This is a genomic window from Micromonospora sp. NPDC053740 (assembly GCF_040677775.1).
Lineage (GTDB): Bacteria > Actinomycetota > Actinomycetes > Mycobacteriales > Micromonosporaceae > Micromonospora > Micromonospora alfalfae.
In genome coordinates this window covers 615,985-633,168 of sequence record NZ_JBFASO010000002.1, presented here as the reverse complement: position 1 = coordinate 633,168, position 17,184 = coordinate 615,985, and the positions used below count along the sequence as shown (strand labels likewise).

General features: G+C 70.8%; 15 protein-coding genes and 1 riboswitch. Of the genes, 10 read left to right on the top strand and 5 right to left on the bottom strand.

Annotated elements, in window-relative coordinates:
* Positions 1 to 116 precede the first annotated feature (116 nt).
* Together AB0K35_RS07560 and AB0K35_RS07555 are read left to right on the top strand one after the other, a co-directional pair.
* On the top strand, positions 117 to 2,981 hold the full coding sequence (locus AB0K35_RS07560) for an alpha/beta fold hydrolase (RefSeq protein ID WP_363884254.1): 2,865 nt from the start codon (positions 117 to 119) through the stop codon (positions 2,979 to 2,981).
* Complete coding sequence (locus AB0K35_RS07555) at positions 2,981 to 3,847, top strand: ABC transporter permease subunit (protein WP_357367481.1); 867 nt, start codon at positions 2,981 to 2,983, stop codon at positions 3,845 to 3,847. Before AB0K35_RS07560 ends, AB0K35_RS07555 begins: the two co-directional genes overlap by 1 nt.
* Before the next feature lie 9 nt (positions 3,848 to 3,856).
* On the opposite strand, the gene AB0K35_RS07550 is transcribed toward AB0K35_RS07555, so the two are convergent.
* Positions 3,857 to 4,543: a DUF4232 domain-containing protein gene (locus AB0K35_RS07550; RefSeq protein ID WP_363884251.1), complete on the bottom strand. Its 687-nt coding sequence runs from the start codon at positions 4,541 to 4,543 to the stop codon at positions 3,857 to 3,859.
* Between the two features lie 269 nt (positions 4,544 to 4,812).
* Between AB0K35_RS07550 and AB0K35_RS07545 the strand changes: the two genes are divergently transcribed.
* The gene (locus tag AB0K35_RS07545; RefSeq protein ID WP_238667021.1) at positions 4,813 to 5,268 is read left to right on the top strand and encodes a DoxX family protein; all 456 of its coding nucleotides are present in this window, start codon (positions 4,813 to 4,815) and stop codon (positions 5,266 to 5,268) included.
* Positions 5,269 to 5,488: 220 nt separating this feature from the next.
* Here the strand turns inward: AB0K35_RS07545 and AB0K35_RS07540 are convergent, their stop codons facing one another.
* Entirely contained in the window at positions 5,489 to 5,794 is a 306-nt protein-coding gene (locus AB0K35_RS07540) for a metalloregulator ArsR/SmtB family transcription factor (protein ID WP_363884249.1), read from the bottom strand.
* Positions 5,795 to 5,885: 91 nt separating this feature from the next.
* Here AB0K35_RS07540 and AB0K35_RS07535 point away from each other — a divergent pair, with 91 nt between their 5' ends.
* The 4 genes from AB0K35_RS07535 (at position 5,886) to paaN (ending at position 11,446) form a co-directional block, all read left to right on the top strand.
* Positions 5,886 to 6,848 (top strand): DMT family transporter, encoded by a 963-nt coding sequence (locus AB0K35_RS07535; RefSeq protein ID WP_238667019.1) that lies wholly within the window; start codon positions 5,886 to 5,888, stop codon positions 6,846 to 6,848.
* A gap of 67 nt (positions 6,849 to 6,915) precedes the next feature.
* Positions 6,916 to 7,051, top strand: a riboswitch (SAM riboswitch).
* A gap of 10 nt (positions 7,052 to 7,061) precedes the next feature.
* Entirely contained in the window at positions 7,062 to 8,348 is a 1,287-nt protein-coding gene (gene thrC / locus AB0K35_RS07530; RefSeq protein ID WP_238667018.1) for a threonine synthase, read from the top strand.
* A 254-nt stretch (positions 8,349 to 8,602) separates the two neighbouring features.
* A complete protein-coding gene (locus AB0K35_RS07525; protein ID WP_363884246.1) occupies positions 8,603 to 9,622 on the top strand; it encodes a GNAT family N-acetyltransferase in 1,020 nt (339 codons plus the stop codon).
* A 150-nt stretch (positions 9,623 to 9,772) separates the two neighbouring features.
* The gene (gene paaN / locus AB0K35_RS07520; RefSeq protein WP_363884244.1) at positions 9,773 to 11,446 is read left to right on the top strand and encodes a phenylacetic acid degradation protein PaaN; all 1,674 of its coding nucleotides are present in this window, start codon (positions 9,773 to 9,775) and stop codon (positions 11,444 to 11,446) included.
* Positions 11,447 to 11,612: 166 nt separating this feature from the next.
* On the opposite strand, the gene AB0K35_RS07515 is transcribed toward paaN, so the two are convergent.
* A complete protein-coding gene (locus tag AB0K35_RS07515) occupies positions 11,613 to 12,143 on the bottom strand; it encodes a GNAT family N-acetyltransferase (protein WP_238667015.1) in 531 nt (176 codons plus the stop codon).
* 315 nt (positions 12,144 to 12,458) lie between these two features.
* Between AB0K35_RS07515 and AB0K35_RS07510 the strand changes: the two genes are divergently transcribed.
* The 3 genes from AB0K35_RS07510 (at position 12,459) to groL (ending at position 15,806) form a co-directional block, all read left to right on the top strand.
* Positions 12,459 to 12,662: a cold-shock protein gene (locus AB0K35_RS07510; protein ID WP_091402914.1), complete on the top strand. Its 204-nt coding sequence runs from the start codon at positions 12,459 to 12,461 to the stop codon at positions 12,660 to 12,662.
* 94 nt (positions 12,663 to 12,756) lie between these two features.
* The gene (locus AB0K35_RS07505; protein WP_363884242.1) at positions 12,757 to 13,911 is read left to right on the top strand and encodes a hypothetical protein; all 1,155 of its coding nucleotides are present in this window, start codon (positions 12,757 to 12,759) and stop codon (positions 13,909 to 13,911) included.
* Positions 13,912 to 14,183: 272 nt separating this feature from the next.
* Positions 14,184 to 15,806, top strand: coding sequence for a chaperonin GroEL (gene groL, locus AB0K35_RS07500; RefSeq protein WP_088950420.1), 1,623 nt, complete (start codon positions 14,184 to 14,186; stop codon positions 15,804 to 15,806).
* Between the two features lie 55 nt (positions 15,807 to 15,861).
* On the opposite strand, the gene AB0K35_RS07495 is transcribed toward groL, so the two are convergent.
* Both AB0K35_RS07495 and AB0K35_RS07490 read right to left on the bottom strand, forming a co-directional pair.
* Positions 15,862 to 16,110, bottom strand: a complete 249-nt coding sequence (locus AB0K35_RS07495) for a hypothetical protein (RefSeq protein WP_238667013.1) — start codon at positions 16,108 to 16,110, stop codon at positions 15,862 to 15,864.
* 78 nt (positions 16,111 to 16,188) lie between these two features.
* Positions 16,189 to 17,124, bottom strand: coding sequence for a GNAT family N-acetyltransferase (locus tag AB0K35_RS07490; protein ID WP_363884239.1), 936 nt, complete (start codon positions 17,122 to 17,124; stop codon positions 16,189 to 16,191).
* Positions 17,125 to 17,184 lie beyond the last annotated feature (60 nt).

The window sequence follows — 17,184 nt, the reverse complement described above, 5'->3', positions numbered from 1 at the left end:
CTGTGCCGCGTCGGACGGTGCGCGCTCGCACCCCACCGCGCACCGATCGGAGCAACCGGACGGACGTACGGCGGATCTCAGCCAACGCTCAGGCTGCGGGCCGTACCGTGTGCCGCATGACATCGCCGTCGCCGGCCGCGTGGTTCCGGCGTGCCCTGCCCACCCGCCGCCGGGCGATCACCACCGCGGTGGTCGTCGTGCTGCTGGCCTCCGCCGTGACCTGGGCGGTGTGGCCACAGGGACCGGGCGTACGCACCGAGAGCGCGATGCTCACCGTCCGCTCCGGACCGTCCGGTGACCAACCGGTGGACCTGGACACCACCCTTTACCTGCCGGACGACGCCTCGTCCGATCGGAAGGTGCCGGCGGTGCTGCTGGCGCACGGGTTCGGCGGCACGAAGGAATCGGTGCGCTCCGACGCGGAGGAGTTCGCCGGGCGCGGCTACGCGGTTCTCACCTGGACGGCGCGGGGTTTCGGTCGCAGCGGCGGTGAGATCCACCTGGACAACCCGGACTACGAGGTACGCGACGCTGAGCGCCTGCTGGACTGGCTGGCCACGCGGCCGGAGGTACGCACCGACGCGGCCGGCGACCCGAAGGTCGGTGTGGTCGGCGGCTCGTACGGCGGCGGGTTGGCCCTGCTGTTGGCCGCCCAGGACCGTCGGGTCGACGCGATCGTACCCATGATCACTTGGAACGACCTGTCCCGCGCGTTCCTGCCGGAGAGCACCGGCGGAGCGCCGACCGAGGGCGTGTTCAAGAAGGGCTGGGCCGGCCTCTTCTTCGGCGGCGGCGGAAACGTGGGCTCCGGCCCGGCTGGGCTCTCCGGCGCGACCGCCGCCCAGCCACAGGGCGCACCGGCGTCGGCCGGCCCGCCCAGCCCCGGGCCGGGCGCCGGCCCCGGCACCGGTCCCGGTGGCGCCCCGGCCGGTGCCGCCGACCCGTCCTGCGGTCGGTTCGCCGCCGACGTGTGCGCCGCCTACCTCCGGATCGCCACCACCGGCCAGGCCGATCAGGCCGCCGTGGACCTGCTGCGCCGCTCCAGCCCGGCCGGCGTGCTGGACCGGATCAAGGCCCCCACCCTGCTGGTGCAGGGCGAGGCGGACACCCTCTTCCCGCTCGGTGAGGCGGACGCCAACGCCAAGGGCATCGCCGCCACCGGCACCCCGGTACGGGTCGCCTGGTTCACCGGCGGGCACGACGGTGGCAGCGGACCCCGGTCGGACTCCGACCGGGTGAAGTTCCTGACCGTCCAGTGGCTGGACCACTACGTGAAGGGCGAGGGCGACGCCCCCGGAGACGACTTCACCTGGTCGCGGATCGCCGGCTTCGACGCCCTCGACCGGGGCCTCGTCGCCACCGGGTTCCGCCGCGCCGACTACCCGGGCCTGGCCGGCAACGCCCGCCGGGAGGTGACTGTCGCCGGCCCGGCACAGCCGATCGCGAACCCGCCGAACGGCAACCCGGCCGCCATCTCCTCCATCCCGTTCGCGGGCGGGCTCGCCTCGCTGCTGGACGGCGTGGCCGGTGACGTACCCGGCCAGCACGCCCAGTTCGAGTCCACCCCGCTGACCGAGGCCGTGGACGTGGCCGGTTCGCCCACCGTCACAGTGCGGGCAGCGTCGCCGACCGGCGAGGCGGTGCTCTTCGTCAAGCTCTACGACGTCGACCCGGACGGGGCGGCCACCCTGCCGAACGGCCTGGTCGCCCCGATCCGACTCACCGGCCTCCCGCAGCAGGTGCAGGACGCCCGCCCGGTCACCGTGACGCTGCCCGGGATCGTCCGCCGGGTGGAGGCCGGGCACCGGCTGCGACTGGTGGTGGCCACCTCCGACCAGGCGTACACCACACCGGCCACGCCGACCGTCTACACGGTGGCCGTGGACGGTGCGGTCAGCCTGCCCACCGTCAGCGGTGAGCCCATCCCCACCGCGGCCACGATCTGGCGCTGGGTGCTCGCCGGCCTGCTCGCCGCCATCGTGATCGGGCTCGTCGTGGTCGTCGCTCTGGTCCGCCGCCGGCACCGCCGCCAGGACCGGTCGGTGCATCCGGAGTACGCGGACACACCGCTGGCCGTGCGCGCTCTGCGCAAGGAGTACGCGGACGGCTTCGTCGCCGTGTCGAACGTGGACTTCGAGGTGCACCCCGGTCAGGTAGTGGGTCTGCTCGGGCCGAACGGCGCCGGCAAGACCACCACCCTGCGGGTGCTGATGGGGCTGACCCAGCCGACCGCCGGGGAGATCTACGTCTTCGGTCGTCGGCTGGTGCCCGGCTCACCGGTGCTGTCCCGGATCGGGGCGCTGGTGGAGGGGCCGGGCTTCCTGCCGCACCTGTCGGGTCTCGACAACCTGAAGGCGTACTGGCGGGCCACCGGGCGGCCGTGGGAGGACGCACAGTTCGACGCGGCGCTGGAGATCGCCGGGTTGGGCGACTCGGTGCACCGGAGGATCAAGAACTACAGCCACGGGATGCGCCAGCGGCTCGCCATCGCCCAGGCCATGCTCGGTCTCCCCGAACTGCTGGTGTTGGACGAGCCGACCGACGGGCTCGACCCGCCACAGATCGCCGAGATGCGCCGGGTGCTCCAGCGGTACGCCACCGACGGCCGGGCGGTGCTGGTCTCCAGCCACCTGCTGGCCGAGGTGGAGCAGACGTGCACACACGCGGTGGTGGTGAACAAGGGCCGGATCGTGGCGTCCGGGCCGGTGGAGGAGATCGTGGGCGAGTCGCCGAGCGTGCTCTTCGACGTCACCGACCCGGTGGCGGCGCGGGCGGTGCTGGACCGGCTGCACGGGGTCCGTGTGTTGCCGGAGAGCGACGGCCAACTGGTGGTCGACACCAACGGCACGGCCCGCAGCGAGGTGGTGGCGGAGCTGGTGCGCGCCGGCATCGGAGTGGACCGGGTGGTGCCTCGGCGGCGCCTGGAGGACGCGTTCCTCGCCCTGGTGGGCGAGAACTCTCGGGGAAGCGGTGACCGGTGATGGCTGTTACTGACGCGGGTGAGGCCCGTGGCTACCGGCCGTCGGCCACCATGCCGTTCGCGGCGGAGTTCCGTCGGCAGGCGTCCCGGCGACGGACCCAGTTGGCTCTCGGGTTCATGGTGTTGCTGCCACTGATCATCCTGATCGCGTTCCAGTTCGACTCGGGCGGTGACGACGACAACGGTCGCAACGAGTTCGCCAGCCTGGTCGAGCTGGCCACCTCGGGCGGGCTCAACTTCACCCTGTTCTCGATCTTCGTGTCGGCGTCGTTCCTGCTGGTGGTGGTCGTCGCGCTGTTCTGCGGCGACACGGTGGCCAGCGAGGCGAGCTGGGGCAGCCTGCGGTACCTGCTGGCGATCCCGGTGCCCCGGGCGCGGTTGTTGACTGTGAAGCTGGTGGTCGCGCTCGCGTACTCGGGACTGGCCCTGCTGCTGTTGGCCGGCACCGCGTTGCTGGCCGGCACCCTGCGCTACGGCTGGTCGCCGCTGCGCAGCACCGTCGCCGCCGAGCTGGAACCCACCGAGGGGTTGCTGCGGTTGCTGGCCGTGCTGGGCTACCTGGCTGTCGTACTGCTGGTGGTGGCCGGCCTGGCGTTCCTGCTGTCGGTGATCACGGACGCCGCGCTGGGCGCTGTCGGTGGCGCGGTTCTGCTCTGGATCCTGTCCAGCATCCTGGACCAGATCACCGCCCTGGGCGCGCTGCGCGACTTCCTGCCCACCCACTTCAGCACCGCCTGGCTGGGTCTGCTGTCGACTCCGGTGCAGACCGACGACGTGGTGCGCGGCTGCATCTCGGCGATCAGTTACGCGACGCTGTTCTGGGGTTTGGCGTTCTGGCGCTTCACCCGCAAGGACATCACGTCCTAGCGGATCGGCTCACAGCCGGCTGTCGGGCGGGCTCACCGACGACGGCACCGCGCTCGGCGCCGGCGGCGGGGCCGGCCGGGACGGCACCGGCGTGGACGGGTCGGCCTTCTTCCAGGCGCTGACGCCGATCCGGCCGGTGTTGCCGAGGTCGATCGGCCCGTCCGGGTCGACCTCTTCGGCCGGCTGCCCGGCGGCCGGCGCCACAGTCAGGAACTCGCCGTTGGTGGCGACCACCGTCGAGTCGGTGACCAGGTTGCGCCAGAGCACCACGGCGGTGGCCCGCTCCCCGGCGGCGAGGGTGACCTGCCGGGGTGGTTGGTCGAAGCCCGAGGTGATCTCCTTGGCGCCGTTGACCACCCGCAGCATGATCGGCTCGCGTTCCTCGTCGAACACATGCAGGACCGGATAGCCGTTGAGCTGGTAGGGGTGCTCGCCGCAGTTGACCAGCTCGATGCCGAGGGCGCGCAGGCCCGAGGCGGCGTCCCCGCCGGTCGCCCGGATCCGGACGCCGGTCGGCGGGCACTCGGCCGTCGGCTCGGTGCTGGCGGTCGGGCCCGCCTCCGCCCTCGACGCGGGGGGCGGTTGGCCCGGGTCTCCGGACTGGCCGCGATGGTCGCGGGTGCAGCCGGCAAGCACGAGAGCCATCGCGACAGTCGCTGTGATGCGTCGCTGTGCTGCCGTGTCGCGGGAGATCATCTGTTGATCCTCGCCCACCTGCGCAACACACCACCGCCCAGCCCCGGCCTCGCCGGCTCTCTCTGCGCCGCCACACGAACTGGTGCGGAACCCCTCCCGGTATCCCTTTGGAGCTGAATCGTTTGCGACATCACGGGGGAGGGGTGCGGGCAGCCCTGGTTCACACCGTTTTCAGGAGGGATTTTCCCACCAGCAAGGAACTTATGATTTTCGATGCCCACGTGCCCCAGGATCGATGGGACCCATTCACTCTCCTCGATGGAGGTGCCATGAACGTCTCTCGGCTCGGCGGGCCGACCCTGTCCCTGTTCCGCATCGTGATCGGCCTGCTGTTCACGTTGCACGGACTGTCCTCGGTGTTCGGGTTGTTCGGCGGCAACCCGATGACTGGTAAGGCGGTACCGCTCGGCACCTGGCCGGGCTGGTGGGCTGCCTTGATTCAACTGGTCTGCGGCGTACTGGTGCTGGTCGGGTTCTTCACCAGACCCGCCGCGCTGCTCGCCTCCGGCTCGATGGCGTACGCCTACTTCGTTGTGCATCAGCCGGACGCTCTGCTGCCGCTGCACAACGGAGGCGAGCGGGCAGCGCTCTTCTGCTGGGCGTTCCTGCTGGTCGCGGCTCTCGGTCCGGGTGCCTGGGCGCTCGACACGCTGCTCGCGCGTCGCCGCGACATTCAGTCCGCGCCGGTGGCGTCGATGGCCGAAAGCAGCTCGATCGTCGTCTGACCGCACCCGTACCGCGTCGCCGGGGCCTCGACGAGGCGGCCCCGGCGACGCGCCGGCCAGAAATCGCCCCCCGCAGTGCTCCGCGAGGGCCGCGCGCCGGCTCCCGGCGCTGCGCTGATGTCGTAAACGATTCAGCTCCACAGCGTGCGCGAGTGGCAGGTCTCACCCGCCCCGCGGCCGTGACCGGCGGCGACGCGGCGTAAGGGCCGAAGCGAAAGGGTCAGGCCGGCGGGCGGTGGGTGAGGACCGCGTCCAGCAGGCCGGGGTAGAGCTTGTCCAGCTCGTCCCTGCGGAGCCGGACCAGTCGACTGGTGCCGGCGGCCCGGGTCCGGGTCAGGCCCGCCTCGCGCAGCACCTTGAGGTGGTGACTGCGGGTCGCCTTGGAGACGCCGAAGTCGAAGCTGCCGCAGGCGGCCTCGCCGCCCTCGGCGAGCGCCCGGACGATCTGCAGCCGCACGTCGTCGGCGAGTGCGGCAAGCACGTTGGTCACCGGGACAGCGGTCAGGTCGGGTTCGTGCGGCTCCATGTGACCAGTGTAACCCTTGTTCGACAATGATCGAACAACACCCTAATGTCGGTGCCGTTGGTTCGACGATACTCGAACATTGGAGTTGCTGATGCGATCCCGCGCCACCGCGTACCCACTGGTCGCCGTGCTCGGTTGGGGCGTGATGTTCCCGATCCTGGCCAGCGCGCTCAACCGGGTCGACCCGCTCAACCTGACCACAGCGCGCTACCTGCTGGCCGCCGTCGTCCTGGTCGCCATCCTGTTGCTCCGCGAGGGTGCCGGCGCGTTTCGGCACGGAGGTCGGGCGCTGGAGGTGGTGGTGCTCGGAGTGGTCGGCTTCGCGGGCTTCAACCTGCTCACCAACCTGGCGCTCGAACACGCAGCCCCGCAGCAGATCTCGCTCTTCGTGGCCACCACGCCGGTGATCACCCAACTCGTGCGCTGGGCCCGCGACGGCGTACGCCCGAAGCCGCTGCTGCTGGCCCTCTCCCTGGTGGCGCTCCTCGGAGTCGGACTGGTGATCACCCGCGGCAGCCTGGCCGGGCTCGGCCAGTTCGGGCTCGGCGGGCTGATGATGGTCGGCGCGGTGCTGGGCTGGGGCATCTACACCCACGGTGCCAGCCGGTTCGGCGAATGGTCCCCGCTGCGCTTCACCACCCTCACCGCGCTCGCTGGCACCGCCGCCATGCTCGTCCTGAGCATCGGCGCCGACGCCGTCGGCTGGCAACACGCGCCGGCCGCCGCCGACCTCGCGGCGGTCGCCCCGCAGTTGGCGTACGCCGTGCTGGTGGGCGCGGTGATCGCGGTCCTGGCCTGGAACACCGGCGTACAGCGACTCGGCGCCGCCAACGCGGCGCTGTTCATGAACCTGGTCCCGGTGACCACCTTCGCTGTGCAGATCGCCCGCGGCTACCGCCCCGAGCCCGTCGAACTGGTCGGGGCTGCCATCACGATCGCCGCCCTGATCGCCGCGAACCTCGCTGCCCGGCCCCGGACCACGCCGCTGCCCCGACCGACAGCTGTGACGGACCCGATCGCGGTTACCGACCCCGTGGCCGTGAGCGGCCGCTGACCCACTTCCTGGGATCTGCCCTGGAGGCCGCGCCCAGCTTTGCCTAGACTCGACCCCACAACTGAATACCTCATCCAGAGGGGCTGAGGGATACGGCCCGACGACGCCCCGGCAACCACCCCGCGCGCTCACCGCTGAGCGACCCGCGGGGCAGGTGCCAATTCCGTCCCCGCCGCACCGTGCGATGCGGGGAAAGATGAGAGGACTCTCGACATGACGTCGACGCTCGTCACCTCCGGCATCGACACCGCCGCCAGCCCCGCCCGCGCCCTGGTCTGCCGTGCCTGCTCGGCCCGCTACCCGCTCGTCGCCCAGCACGCCTGTTACGAGTGTTTCGGCCCGCTGGAAGTCGACTACGACACGGCCGCGCTGGCCACCGTCACCCGCGAGCAGATCGAGGCCGGCCCGAACAACATCTGGCGGTACGCCGCCCTGCTCCCCGCCGGTCAGGACCCGGCCAGCCGGGTCACCCTCGACCCGGGGCTGACTCCGCTGGTGGCGGCCCCGCACCTCGCCGCCGAGCTGGGCATCACCGCGCCGCTCTGGGTCAAGGACGACAGCGCCAACCCCACCCACTCGTTCAAGGACCGGGTCGTCTCGGTGGCGCTCACCGCCGCCAAGGCGCTCGGGTTCACCCGGTTCGCCTGCGCGTCGACCGGCAACCTGGCCAACTCGGTGGCCGCCCACGCGGCCCGCGCCGGGGCGCCCTCGGTGGTCTTCATCCCCAGTGACCTGGAGCAGGGCAAGGTCATCACCACCGCCGTCTACGGCGGCGAACTGGTCGCGATCGACGGCTCGTACGACGACGTCAACAGGCTCTGCGGTGAACTGGTGGAGACCGACGAATTCGAGGACACCGCGTTCGTCAACGTGAACGTCCGGCCGTACTACGCGGAGGGCTCCAAGACCCTCGGCTACGAGGTGGCCGAGCAGCTCGGCTGGCGGATCCCGGCGCAGGTGGTCATCCCGATGGCCAGCGGCGAGCTGCTCACCAAGATTGACAAGGCGTTCTCCGAGCTGGTGGAGATCGGCCTGGTCGAGGCGCCCGCCGACGGCTGGAAGGTCTTCGGCGCGCAGTCCGCCGGCTGCAACCCGATCGCCGTCGCCCTGCACGCCGAGACCGACACGATCGTCCCGGTCAAGCCCACCGGCATCGCCAAGTCGCTGAACATCGGCGACCCGGCGGCCGGCCTCTACGCCCTGGAAGCGGTCCGCCGCACCGGCGGGTGGATGGAGTACGTCGACGACGACGAGATCCGCGCCGGCATCCGCGATCTGGCCCGCACCACAGGGGTCTTCGCCGAAACCGCGGGTGGGGTCACGGTGGCCGTGCTGCGCAAGCTGGTCGAGTCCGGTCGGCTCGACCCGACGGCCGAGACCGTCGTGTTCAACACCGGCGAGGGCCTGAAGACCATCGACGCGGTGGCCGGCCAGGTCGGCCCGACCCACCACATCAAGCCCTCGCTGCGCGCCGCTCGCGACGCCGGTCTCCTCGGCTGACCCGGGCGGCCAAGTGGATCAGTCGGTAACTGGGTTTTCGCTGTGAGTGTGGAAAACCCGCCGCTACGGACTTGACGGCAGGAACCGGACGGCGCAAGATGCTCCGTGCGGGAGGGCATTTCGCCGAAGACTTTTGAAGTTCTTGCGACCCAACGCCGGAGGCGTTGTGCGAGTGTCCCTCCCGACCAACGTTCGATCGGGCCAGCGAGTAATTCGCTGGCCCGATCGCTTTTGTACCGTGCACGCTCACCGGCATGAGCATCACCATCGCGTCGTTCGACGGCGCCGACCGGGCCTCCGTCGACGAGGCGTACCGGATCGGGTCGGCGGCCAACGACGCCGATCTCCCGGACTTCCCGCCCTTCTGCCGGCGCCGCTTCGACGCGCTGTTCCACACTCCGATGCCCGGCACCCTGTCGCTCTGGGCGCTGGCCCGACTGGATGGCGTCCCGGCCGGCTACCTTCAACTGGACCTGCCGCAGCTCGACAACACCGACAACGCCACCGCCGAGCTGCAGGTGCATCCGCAGCTGCGGCGCCGGGGCGTCGGCCGGGCCCTGCACGAGTACGGGCTGCGCCTGCTCCGCGAGCACGGCCGCAAGCGGGTGGTGGCGATGGCCGTCTCCGCGCTGCCCGACGGGCCGCCCCGAAGTGTGGCCGGTGACGCGTTCGCCGCCGCGACAGGCGCCCAGCCCGCACTCACCGAGGTGCGTCGCCGGCTCGACGTCGGCGAGATCGACCGGGCCGCCCTGCGCGCGGCGCTCGCCGAGGCCCAACCGCGAGCCGAGGGCTATCACTCGGTCTGCTGGCAGGGCTCCACCCCGCAGGAGTACGTGGCGGACATCGCCTACCTGGACGGCCGGTTGCTCATGGACGCGCCAATGGGCGACGTGCAGTGGGAGCCGGAGCAGGTGGACGCCGAGCGCATCCGCGGCAACGAACGGGCACTGGACGCCCGGGGCCGGCGGCGCTACCACCTCGGGATGCGGCACGAGGCGTCCGGCCGGCTGGTCGCCTGGACGCTGCTGGACCTGGGCGCCACCGTCGACTGGCACGCGTTCCAGCAGATCACCATCGTCGACCCGGCCCACCGTGGGCACCGGCTCGGCCTCATCGCCAAGGCGGAGAACCTGCACCACCTGCTCACCCACGAGCCGGCGGTACGGGTGATCGACACCTTCAACGCGGCCAGCAACAGCTACATGGTGGCGATCAACGAACAGCTCGGCTTCCGCCCGGTGGACTCCTGGACCGACTGGCAGCTCACCCTCTGACCGGGATCGGCGCTACTGCTCGTGGACCTGACTCAGGCATGCGTCGCTGCCGGGCATTCGCGCTACTGCTCGTGGACCTGACTCAGGCATGCGTCGCTGCCGGGCATTCGCGCTACTGCTCGCGGACCTGACTCAGGCATGATGGCGGGCATGACGGAGACCCCGCATCCCCTGTACGACAGGCACGCCGACACCCTCAACCGTGCGCTGACCGCGATCACGGAGCGGGGTTACTGGTCCGCCTATCCCGAATCCCCCAGCCCTCGGGTCTACGGCGAGACCGCCGCCGCCGACGGAAAGGCCGCCTTCGAGGCGTACCTCGGTGGTGATTTTCCGCTCGACCAGCCTGGCAGCGGCGCTCGGGTCGCCACCGAGACGAGCCCGTTCGGGGTGGAGCTGGCGGTGCGCTACCCGCACGCCGGCCCCGGCGAGCTGGTCAGCGCCGCCTCCGCCGCGCTGCCGGCGTGGCGCGACGCCGGCCCGCAGGCCCGGGTGGGCGTCTGCCTGGAGATCCTCGACCGGCTGCACAAGCACATCTTCGAGCTGGCCAACGCGGTGCAGTTCACCAGCGGGCAGGCGTTCGTGATGGCCTTCCAGGCCGGTGGCGCGCACGCGTTGGACCGGGCGCTGGAAGCGCTGGCGTACGCGTACGCCGAGATGACCCGACACCCGGGCACGGCGGGCTGGGAGAAGGCCGCCGGCAAGGGTGACCCGCTGCGGATGACCAAGACGTTCCACGTGGTGCCGCGTGGGGTGGCGCTGGTGATCGGCTGCAACACCTTCCCGACCTGGAACTCGTACCCCGGGCTGTTCGCCTCGCTGGTGACCGGCAACCCGGTGATCGTCAAGCCGCACCCGCGCGCGGTGCTGCCGCTGGCCATCACAGTGAAGTACGCCCGGGAGGTGCTCGCCGAGGCCGGGTTCGACCCGAACCTGATCATGCTGGCGGCCGAGGCGCCCGGCGAGAAACTCGCCAGCGACCTGGCCCTGCATCGCGCCGTCAAGATCGTCGACTTCACCGGCTCCACGGAGTACGGCGACTGGCTGGAGACGCACGCGCGGCAGGCATCGGTCTACACCGAGAAGGCCGGCCTCAACACAGTCGTCATCGACTCCACCGACGACTTCGCCGGCCTGTGCCGCAACCTCGGGTTCACGCTGACCCTCTACAGCGGGCAGATGTGCACCACCTCACAGAACATCCTCATCCCGGCCGGGGGCATCGAGACCGACCAGGGGCACAAGAGCTTCGACGAGGTGGCCGGCGGCATCGCCGCCGCCGTCGGCAAGCTCACCGCGGACCCGGCCCGAGGCGTGGAGCTGACCGGCGCCATCGTCAACGACGGGGTGCTGGAGCGTCTGGCCGAGGTGACGAAGGTCGGCGAGCCGGTGCTGGAGTCGCGGACCGTGGCCCACCCGTCGTATGCCGACGCTGTGGTGCGTACCCCGACGATCGTGAAGCTGAGCGCGGACGACACGGAGACGTACGGCCGGGAATGGTTCGGGCCGATCTCGTTCGCCATCGCGACCGACTCCACAGCGCACAGCCTGGAGCTGCTGCGCCGGACCGTCGGCGAGAAGGGCGCGCTCACCGCCGGGGTCTACTCGACCGACGAGGCCGTGCTGGACGCGGCCGAGGCGGTGGCTGTCGAGGTCGGGGTGCACCTGTCCTGCAACCTCACCGGCGGTGTCTTCGTCAACCAGTCGGCGGCGTTCTCCGACTTCCACGGCAGCGGAGCCAACGCGGCGGCCAACTCGGCGCTGACCGACGGGGCTTATGTGGCCAACCGGTTCCGGATCGTTCAGTCTCGGCGTCACGTGTAGTGGTTGCGGTGGGGGTTTCCGGGGCAGCCCGACCCGCTCCGGGCGGTCAGGCTTGATCCCTGCGCGGGTCGGGCTGCCCCGGAAACCCTTTGTGGGCACGCCGGTGGCGTCGCTGCCGGCTTCTTAAGGGCATCAGAGTGGCTCTGCCTGGGGAATTAGTTCTCTGTTAGGCGGGTCGGCGCATCTGTAGCTCGTTCAGGGCTGGGATGTTCGGGTGGGGGACCCGTACGCCGGTGTCCTTGAAGCCCAGGCGCTGGTAGGCGCGGTAGGCGCGGTCGTTGCCGACCACCACCTCCAGCAGCAACTCCGGTCGGCCGCAGGCCCGGGACCAGGCGGCCACCCCGTCGACCAGCTCGCCGAGCAGGCCACTGCCACGCCAGGCCGGCGTGACGTACACGGCGTAGATCACGGTCAGCCCTGGTTCGTTCGGGTGGGTCGTGCCACCGGCGTGCCCGACCAGCCGGCCGCCCGGGTCGGCGATGAACTGCGCGTTGCGGGAACCAGCCGAGGTGTACGCGACGCGCGCGGCGTACTCGTTGTGCGGTCGGGCCGCCGCGTCCGCCAGGGTCTCCAGGAAGGCCAACGGCGCGTCGGCCAGCATCTCCAGGCGCAGCGCCCGCATCCGGGCGGCGTCCTCCGGCCGGACCCGGCGGATCTCCGCGAGCCGCAGGGCCGGCGAGCCCATGTCGGTGGTCATGTCCGCATGCCTATCACAGGGCAGGGACGGCGTTTCGCGAGCTGGGCCCGATCCCGGCACGTCGGGGGATGCCTCCCTCCAATCGCAATGACGCTGGCGAATCCGGTGGCTCACGAGCCCTGCCGGTCAGCGCGGTCGGGACGCCCCGAAGTGTGTCTGATTTGTGGCCGTGCGCGGTCGTCACTCCTCGTGTAGCGTGCGATTTCGGTCACCTGCTTCAATGGCGGTCATCGATCGCTGAGTCGGTGGTCCGGGGCGCCCGGCCGTGCCGTGCGCCGAGTCAGGCAACGCCGCGCAGAGTGAGGGAAGTGCACCGTGGCACAGGGCTCCGTGAAGTGGTTCAACGCCGAAAAGGGCTACGGCTTCATCGCCGTCGACGGCGGTCAGGACGTGTTCGTCCACTTCTCCGCGATCGAGATGGACGGCTACAAGGCGCTGGACGACGGTCAGCGGGTCGAGTTCGAGATCACCCAGGGCCAGAAGGGCCCACAGGCGGAGCACGTGCGCGTCATCGGCTGAGCTTCCTGGCCGATCGGCCCGCGAGTCGGGGCTGCGGCAGGGGCACGCAGCCGGGAAGATCGTGAACCGTTCCAGCCGATGCTGAGGAGCGTTCATGACTGACCAGCCACCCCCGCCCACTCCGCCCTCCGGGTCGGGGGAGCCGGACCCGTCCTCGCCCTCCGGCCCCGCCGGTCCGCCGCCCGGCTGGGGGCCGGGCATGCCCCCGGCCGGCCCGCCCTCCGGCCCCGCCGGTCCGCAGCCCGGCTGGGATCCCGCGCAGGGCGCCTGGGGTGTGGCCCCGCCACCGCAGGGCTGGGCGTTCCCGCCCACCGGGGGCTACCCGCCCGGGTCGGGTCCCTACGGCGGGCAGCCGGGGTACCCGGGGCCGCCGGTCGGCTGGTACCCGCCGGGTTACGGGTTCGATCCGAACGACGCCCTGGTCACGCCGCCCGGTGCCGGTGTCGAGGGCTGGTTCAACCGGTGCGGGGGAGCGCTGCGCCGGGGCTGGCGGCAGTTGGTGCCGATCATGCTGCTCACCCAGGTGCTGCCGGCGGCGGTGCTCTCGGTGGTCTCCCTCGGGCTGGACCCGTCGGCGAAGTGGGCCGCCCAGGCCGAATCGACGTCGGCCCCCACCCTGCCGGACAATTTCGCCGCCGAACTGCTGAGTCTCCTGGTCCTGCTGGTCGGCGGCAGCCTGGTGGTCGGGTTGGTGCAGTCTGTCGGGTGGGCCGCCGGCACCTGGGTGATCACCAAGCAGGCGGCCGGTCAGCCGGCCAGCCTGGAGTCTGCGCTGCGCTACGGCCTGCGTCGGGCGCTCGGGCTGTGGGGCTGGACCCTGTTGGTCAGTCTGCTCATCGGCGTCGGTGTCTGTTTCTGCCTGCTGCCGGGCATCTACCTTGCCTTCGCGCTGAGCATGGCCGGCCCGGTCTATCTCTTCGAACGGCACAACCCGATCGGTCGATCGTTCCGGATGTTCCACGACCGACTCGGCCTGCTGCTCGGACGGGTGGCCCTGGTGGCCGTGGCGGTGATCGTCGGCACCCTGATCCCCGGTGGCCTGGAAGGGTTCGGCACCTCCACGCTCGGAACGGATCCGTTCTCCTCGGCAGGTACCGCCGCCGTGGCGGTGGTGGTGATCGGGATCACCGCCGTGCTGGCCCTGCCGGCCCACCTCGCGCAGATGATCGGTCTGCTGGTGACGTACGCCGAGCAGCGCGCCCATGAGGGGCCGGTAAACACCGCTGGACTGGCCGCGGAACTCGGCTGAGCGGCGGCATCGTGCTTGCACTCGGCAGGTGAGAGTGCTAAACAAGTCATTGGCACTCGCATACCGTGAGTGCCAATGGTCGGGACGGTGGGGCCAGGTTGCACCGGCGTGGAGACGCCGGGGCGGCACATGGCCGGTCGTCGCGGGCTATCCGGCCCGGCCGAAGGACGTCGTCGTCGCCAGGTGGCGACGTCCCAAGGTGCGTACACCAGGCGGCCCATCCGGGGCACACATCTCGGGTGGCCCGTGAGTGTCCAGGAGGACAACGCCGTATGGCCAAGATGATCGCGTTCGACGAAGAGGCGCGCCGCGGCCTCGAGCGGGGCATGAACCAGCTCGCCGACGCCGTAAAGGTGACCCTCGGCCCCAAGGGCCGCAACGTCGTGCTCGAGAAGAAGTGGGGTGCCCCCACCATCACCAACGATGGTGTGAGCATCGCCAAGGAGATCGAGCTCGAGGACCCGTACGAGAAGATCGGCGCTGAGCTGGTCAAGGAGGTCGCCAAGAAGACCGACGACGTTGCCGGTGACGGCACGACGACGGCGACCGTCCTGGCCCAGGCCCTGGTTCGCGAGGGCCTGCGCAACGTGGCCGCTGGCGCCAACCCGATGGCCCTGAAGCGGGGCATCGAGGCTGCTGTCGCGAGCGTCTCGGAGGAGCTGTCCAAGCTCGCCAAGGACGTCGAGACCAAGGAGCAGATCGCCTCCACCGCCTCCATCTCCGCTGGCGACAGCACCGTCGGCGAGATCATCGCCGAGGCGATGGACAAGGTCGGCAAGGAAGGCGTCATCACCGTCGAGGAGAGCAACACCTTCGGGCTGGAGCTGGAGCTCACCGAGGGTATGCGCTTCGACAAGGGCTACATCTCGGCCTACTTCATGACCGACCCGGAGCGTATGGAGGCCGTCTTCGACGACCCGTACATCCTGATCGCCAACAGCAAGATCTCGTCGGTGAAGGACCTGCTCCCGATCCTGGAGAAGGTCATGCAGTCGGGCAAGCCGCTGCTGATCATCGCCGAGGACCTGGAGGGCGAGGCCCTCGCCACCCTGGTGGTCAACAAGGTCCGTGGCACCTTCAAGTCGGTCGCCGTCAAGGCGCCGGGCTTCGGTGACCGCCGCAAGGCCATGCTGACCGACATCGCCATCCTCGCCGGTGGCCAGGTCATCAGCGAGGAGGTCGGCCTCAAGCTCGACGCCGCCAGCCTCGACATGCTGGGCCGCGCCCGCAAGGTCGTGGTGACCAAGGACGAGACCACCATCGTCGACGGTGCCGGTGACGCCGAGCAGATCCAGGGCCGGGTCAACCAGATCCGGGCCGAGATCGACAAGAGCGACTCCGACTACGACCGCGAGAAGCTGCAGGAGCGGCTGGCCAAGCTGGCCGGCGGCGTTGCGGTGATCAAGGTCGGCGCGGCCACCGAGGTCGAGCTCAAGGAGCGCAAGCACCGCATCGAGGACGCCGTTCGCAACGCGAAGGCCGCCGTCGAGGAGGGCATCGTCCCGGGTGGTGGCGTCGCGCTGGTTCAGGCCGGCAAGACCGCCTTCGACAAGCTCGACCTGGTCGGCGACGAGGCGACCGGTGCGAACATCGTCAAGGTCGCGCTCGACGCCCCGCTGCGGCAGATCGCCGTCAACGCCGGCCTTGAGGGCGGCGTCGTGGTGGAGAAGGTCCGTAACCTCGAAGCGGGTCACGGTCTGAACGCCGCCAACGGCGAGTACGTCGACCTGCTGGCCGCGGGCATCATCGACCCGGCCAAGGTGACGCGTTCGGCGCTGCAGAACGCCGCTTCCATCGCGGCGCTCTTCCTCACCACCGAGGCCGTTGTCGCGGACAAGCCGGAGAAGAACCCGGCTGCCCCGGCTGGCCCGGGTGGCGGGGACATGGACTTCTGAGTCCAGTCCGACACCGAACGGGGCGGGCCGCTGACGCGGTCCGCCCCGTTCGTCGTCAGGTCGGTAGTGGGCGCTGGTTGCGCCGTTTCTGCGCCCGGTTGTACGGCGGAAGCAGCTGGATCGGCGCGTCCACCATCTCCTGCGGCTCCTCGGCCGCCGACGGCTCACCGTCGGTGGTCATCTCGGCCAGTTGCTCGGCGTCGCCGTAGTCGAGCCTGTCGAACGGCAGTTGGCCGGGGAGTTCACCCACCGGTTTCCAGGTGATCGGCGGGCCGTCCTCGGTCTGGTTGTCATCCGCGGTCATGGCTGCCTCCTCTACCGAAACGGTAGGGGGCGTCGATGGCCGGTGCGGGCGAATGGATCTATGTCCTGTTTGCCCCGGTTACGCCCTGGGCAGGGTTCGCCGGTACAGGAAGAAGACCCGCTCGATCCACGCACCCGCGCTGCCCGAATAGAACGGCACAGGCCCTACCCAGCCGATCTGTGCCCGATCCAGCCCCGCCGCCCGCTGGTCGCGCAGGCAGCGCCGCAACAGCACCCCACCGATGCCCGAGCCCTCCGCGGCCGGCGCGGTGCCCATCGGCCCGAACCAACTCGGCCGGGACGACCCGTACGCGGCGAAGCCGAGCACCTCGCCGTCCCGCTCCGCCAGGTGGCAACCGGCGTCGGCGCGCCCGACCGACCCGGCCAGCTCTCCGTCCCACGTTCCGCCGAAGGTGGACCTGGCGAACGCGACAAGCGCCGGCAGATCCGCCGGCTCCGCCCGGCGTACCGTGACGCCCTGATCGGCCAGCCGCCGCTCCGTCGCCTCCGTGGACCGCAGTGCCGGCGACCCGTCGTACGACAGGTCCGCTGTCATGTTCCATGCGGTCCGGTCCTGCTGGTAGCTGAGCGCGAGGGCGGCGCAGACGGCCGGCGTGTAGCGGACGTCGATTCCCGGCCACGCGTAGTACGGCGGGTTTCCGGCCAGCAGCACCTCGGTCACCCCACGCTCGGCGAGCACCCGCTCGGCCCGCTGGAGCAGTGCCCGGCCGACGCCCCGACGCCGCTGGTCCGGAAGGACAGCGACCAGGTCCACGTGCCCGATCCCCGGCTCGGTCGATGACACCGAACAGATCAGCACCCCCACCAGGTCCGCACCTCGGTACGCGCCGAGCCCGACCACCGGCCGGTCGGTGGTGGCCCGGGTCCAGAGCACGTCCACTATGGAAGCCGCTTCGGCGGAGTCCTCGGGCAGGTCGAGCGACTGCTGGCAGAGCTGTACGACGCTGGTGACCAGGTCGGCGGTCAGCTCGGTGACGGTGATCTCGGCGTCCATGGTCGCCGACCCTAGATCACCGAATGTCGTGTCGCACCCCCGGCACGGCGCTTCAGTAAG